The following is a 4,397-nucleotide window of genomic DNA, read 5'->3' as shown; positions in this document are numbered from 1 at the left end:
GTCATGCAGTCGGATGATGTCAAATGGGAACCATGGCCAAACCATCACGATTCTGCTGTCTCCTGATACTGGTAGTTTGTAGTCGGTATGCAGTCAGGATGTGATCGGATGGTTTAGTAACGTTGATGGGGATACTGGGAGGGGAATGCTCTTCTCAGGATTCGAAAGCCTGTGATGTAGAACCTAAGTAGTCGGATAGATTCCGGTTACCCGTAACTGAACACCTAAGTAGTCAGACAGTATGTAGTCGTCTGTGGAGTAGCGCTAAGTAGTCAGACAGTTAAGCCGTCGTCTGTGCACTGTTCCTAAGTAGTCGGACAGATAGTTGTCGTCTGTGGTAAACAGTTTGTTGTCGGGCTGACAGGGTATCCGTGGTCTACATCTAAGTAGTCAGGCTGAAGATCCTGCGTGATAGCAATAACGTTACAAGGGTATCAGGGATGATCACTTTTCACCCTGATGCTGCCAGCACTGGCAGCATCAGTTCCACACTTCCAGTCCTTATACAAACCCTCCAGATACACTAATAAACATACCGCTACCCTGCTTACCCGCCAAACCCGTCGAGCCTATTAACAACAATCGATCAGCAGCCCCTGATGAGCACCCACTGACGCATCACACGCCTAGCTCTTTACCCAGACAACAAATTGATTATTTGCGGGCATCGCGTGATCTTGATGTAACTGCATTCCGTTGTTTTGTGCCCAGCGATCAACCGTTTCAAAATCCCGAATTCCACTGCGCGGATCACGACTTTTCAACCAGAGATCAAAATTAGCATTGCTGGCGCTGGTGTATTCACCGTTATATCGGAATGGTCCATAGACACAAAGCTTCCCGCCACATTTCAACAGCGCCCCTGCACCGTCAAAAAATGTCCGGACCGAGTTTTCATCCATAATGTGCAGAGTATTCGCGGTAAAGATCGCATCCGGTTGATGGGGGATCTGCCAAGGCTGAACACTGACATCCAGAGCCAGCGGCGAAAGGATATTCTCACACGGCGAGCTCTGCAGATTCTCTAACAACGCGGGCAGATTAAAGGACAGGTCACTCGGCAACCATTTCAGGGATGACATCGCCTGAGAGAAGTACAATGCATGCTGACCTGATCCGCTCCCGACCTCCAGAACACAGCGATGGCTCTCAAGATGGTGTTGTAGCATCGACAGGATAACGTCTTTGTTACGCTCACAGGCTTCAGAAAAGTTCAGCATAAGGACCACTCCAGTTTCAGATCATTCCATTGATTTCCAGTACGCCGGCAGCTCTGCAAACGACGCCAAAATCCCGTCCGGCACTATATCACCGGAGAGGTCCGTCTGCTGAAACTTACCTGTTTTTACTAGCGCGGCTTTCAGTCCTGCCGACTGAGCGCCCCCCACATCACCGTGAATATCATCTCCGATCATCAGAGTCTCACCGGCTTTAGCATCGAGCATAGTCAACGCCTGTTGGAAAAAGTCACGGGAAGGCTTTCCGAAAACAATAGCGGTGCGCCCCGTCGCAAACTCCAATGCTTTAACAAAAGGTCCTACATCCAACTGTAAGCCCTGTGCAGAACGCCAGTAACGACTCAGCCCTAACGCAAGTAACGGGCACTCTGGGTTGGACATCAACAGCCGAAAGGCTCGATTCAATTCTGCAAAGCTCCAATCCTGCGCCAGGTCCCCGACGATAACCGCTGAAACACGCGCATCATCTGTATCTGTCAATTGGGTAAACTGACTCAGGTCTTTCTGGGTGGCTTTGGGTAAAAATGAGGCGATCGTTACTGTCCCCTGAGCGTTAAGCCAACCGGCTACAGCAACTGCAGGTGTAAGAATCTGCTGAGGTTTGACCTGAATATCCATAAGGCGCAATTTCTCAACAACGGCATCCCTCGGGCGCGAAGTAGTATTGGTAACAAACAGATACGGGATGCTCCGGGCTTTGAGCCAGTCGAGCGTACGTTGAGCGCCTGGGATTGGTTGATCGGCCTGATAGATAACACCATCAAGATCAATAAGTACCGCTTTGATCACACACTTTTTATCTCTTATGACTTGTCTGTCTTATAGTGTAGGTGGAATTTCAGGCAGAAAAATGCCCGCACAAGGCGGGCCAAATCGACGGTTTAGAACACAGTGCGGACAAGAAGGTCCGCACAATTTACCCAGCTGAAGGGGGTGCCGGGTAAAGGAAAGTCAAATTCACTGTTTGGTTAGTACCTGCTAAACGCAATTAGTTCCGAAAAAATGTGAAAAATTTCTATTTTTGGGCTAACACCTTGAAAAACAAATGAATGTTTTTTAATCAAAGTTCGGCGCAGATTTGCACAATCGTCCGCCAGAAACACAGAACTGAGATTACCCAACGCTCAGTTCAACTTAAATGTCACCGGGATCGAAACCCAGGACTCGATAGCCACACCACCTTCCTTTGCAGGTTCGAATAACCAGCGTTTTGCCGCCTTTAATGCAGCTTTATCGAGCAGTTCAAATCCACTACCGTGTACAACCTTTATTTCCAGCGTCACGCCACGGGGATCAACTAAAGCATGCAGCAACACTTCACCCTGCTGCTGCTTACGCTTGGCTTTACGCGGATACTTTGGAGGCCGGGGCACCTCTCGATACTTCGCCTTGACCACGCGAATCGGCTCAGCATCTGACTCTCCCACACCATGCTCCATGACAATAGAGCGCGAATCCAATACAGGCGAGGTTTCGATGGGATCAACCATATGACGAGAGGCCTCTCTCTGCTCTGCGACTATCTTTTCAACCGATTCCAGTGACTTAATTGGCTTTGGCTTTGGCTTTGGCTTTGGCTTTGGCTTTGGCTTTGGCTTTGGCTTTGGCTTTGGCTTTGGCTTTGGCTTTGGCTGTGGCTGTGGCTGTGGCTGTGGCTGTGGCTGTGGCTGTGGCAGAGCTTGCTGAACACTTTCCTTGGTAACAACCTCCGAAGACGGTACATCCTGCTTGAGACTGACCTCCGCTTTCGGTTTCGCTTCAAGCTTTTTTGTTTCGCGGGGTTGTGTTGCAAGATCAGGATCGGATGAGGTATCGACCTCAGGAATCACGTCCGTCGCTGGCGGGTCTTGTTGGAATTGAGGGCCAGAGGCTAACCTAACATGATGGACAACCCTTGTAGCAGGTTTCCGAGTGGGAGCCTCTCCGGCTGAAAGTTCTGGAGACGAGCTGGCCCACCCCAGCGCAAAGCTCAGGTGGGCCAGAATGGAAAATGAAGCCGCAGCAAAAAGCGGCTTTACTGAATCATACGGCAACATCGTGAAACCAACCCTTCATCGAAGGGCTGACACCAGTCAGAACCGGGCGCGAATGCCAATGGTGGCGGTACGCGGTTTGCCCGGTGCCACGAAGCGGTCATCATCGATGCCCTGAGCCTCCAGCACTTCATCAGACTCACCGTACACACCAAAGGTCTCGTATTCGCTATCAAATACGTTCTCAACCCGCGCAAACAGCTCAACAGACGGATTCACCTTATACGTTGCCCGCAGATTTGCCAACGTATAGCCATCCACTTGTTCGTTCAGGTTGGCTTCGTCACCGCGATAGTATTGGCTGCTGTTGAACTGAACATCCATACCGAGCGCGAGTGCCTGAGTCGCGTTCCAGTCTGCCGCCAGTTTGATGTTATGGCGTGGCAAGCTCGGGATACGATCACCCTTCTCGACTGCAATCTGACCATTCGCATTCGCCTGCGGATTGTTCGGGCTGTTGGCGATAAATCCTGTTTGGAAAATGGCTTCTAAATAGGTATAGCTACCGCTGAACTGCCAATCGCCCATCGATTTGGCAAACGCCGCTTCAATACCCTGACGACGGGTACGCCCTACGTTGTCAAAGTAACCCTCGCTGGTCAGAGAACCGCCGTTAATGAACAAGATATCGTCATGGTTGGTGGTGTGAAACAGCCCCAGATTCCAGTTCAGGTCGGACGACTCTCCACGAATCCCCATTTCATAGCTCTTAGCGACCACTTGGTACAACGGTGGATCAGAAATAAAGGCATTTGGCAGCTTACATGGGTCATCTGGGTCTGCACAGCTCAGCTCTACCGGTGTGGGTGCACGTGAACTTTCAGAGTAGCTACCATATACGCTCATGCCATCGTCCAGCGTATACGCCAAACCCGCCGCAGGATTGAAACGACTGAAACTATGTACGCCATTCAGCTCGGTACCGTAGTTGTCCTCCATCACAATACGGCTGTAATTGTAACGACCAGACAGTGTGGCAGAGAGGCGGTCCGTCAGATCAACCGTATCCGTCAGAAACAGACCGTAATGCTCAACTTCGGAGTGCAGACGCACCCGTGCCTCATCAACATATACACCGAGCCCTTCAGTACCTCGGGTACTGGTCAGCTCCGCCAGCTCGGTATCC

At 50.8% G+C, this 4,397-nt stretch carries 4 protein-coding genes; all 4 read right to left on the bottom strand.

The window, feature by feature from the left end; genetic code table 11:
• Positions 1-626: 626 nt before the first annotated feature.
• Complete coding sequence (locus ABYW01_RS15155; RefSeq protein WP_372834209.1) at positions 627-1,220, bottom strand: DUF938 domain-containing protein; 594 nt, start codon at positions 1,218-1,220, stop codon at positions 627-629.
• A 21-nt stretch (positions 1,221-1,241) separates the two neighbouring features.
• Entirely contained in the window at positions 1,242-2,027 is a 786-nt protein-coding gene (locus tag ABYW01_RS15150; protein ID WP_372834208.1) for a TIGR01458 family HAD-type hydrolase, read from the bottom strand.
• Positions 2,028-2,362: 335 nt separating this feature from the next.
• Positions 2,363-3,274, bottom strand: a complete 912-nt coding sequence (locus ABYW01_RS15145) for an energy transducer TonB (RefSeq protein WP_372834205.1) — start codon at positions 3,272-3,274, stop codon at positions 2,363-2,365.
• A gap of 36 nt (positions 3,275-3,310) precedes the next feature.
• A partial coding sequence (locus ABYW01_RS15140) for a TonB-dependent receptor domain-containing protein (protein ID WP_372834202.1) occupies positions 3,311-4,397 on the bottom strand: 1,087 nt, incomplete at its 5' end.

This window comes from Pontibacterium sp. (genome assembly GCF_041587635.1).
GTDB lineage: Bacteria > Pseudomonadota > Gammaproteobacteria > Pseudomonadales > Balneatricaceae > Pontibacterium.
This window is presented reverse-complemented; position numbering and strand designations above follow the sequence as displayed.

Excerpts from the sequence above, each read along its gene's own strand:
- ABYW01_RS15145 (WP_372834205.1), bottom strand. The coding sequence starts at position 3,274 with ATGTTGCCGTATGATTCAGTAAAGCCGCTTTTTGCTGCGGCTTCATTT.
- ABYW01_RS15155 (WP_372834209.1), bottom strand. The coding sequence starts at position 1,220 with ATGCTGAACTTTTCTGAAGCCTGTGAGCGTAACAAAGACGTTATCCTG.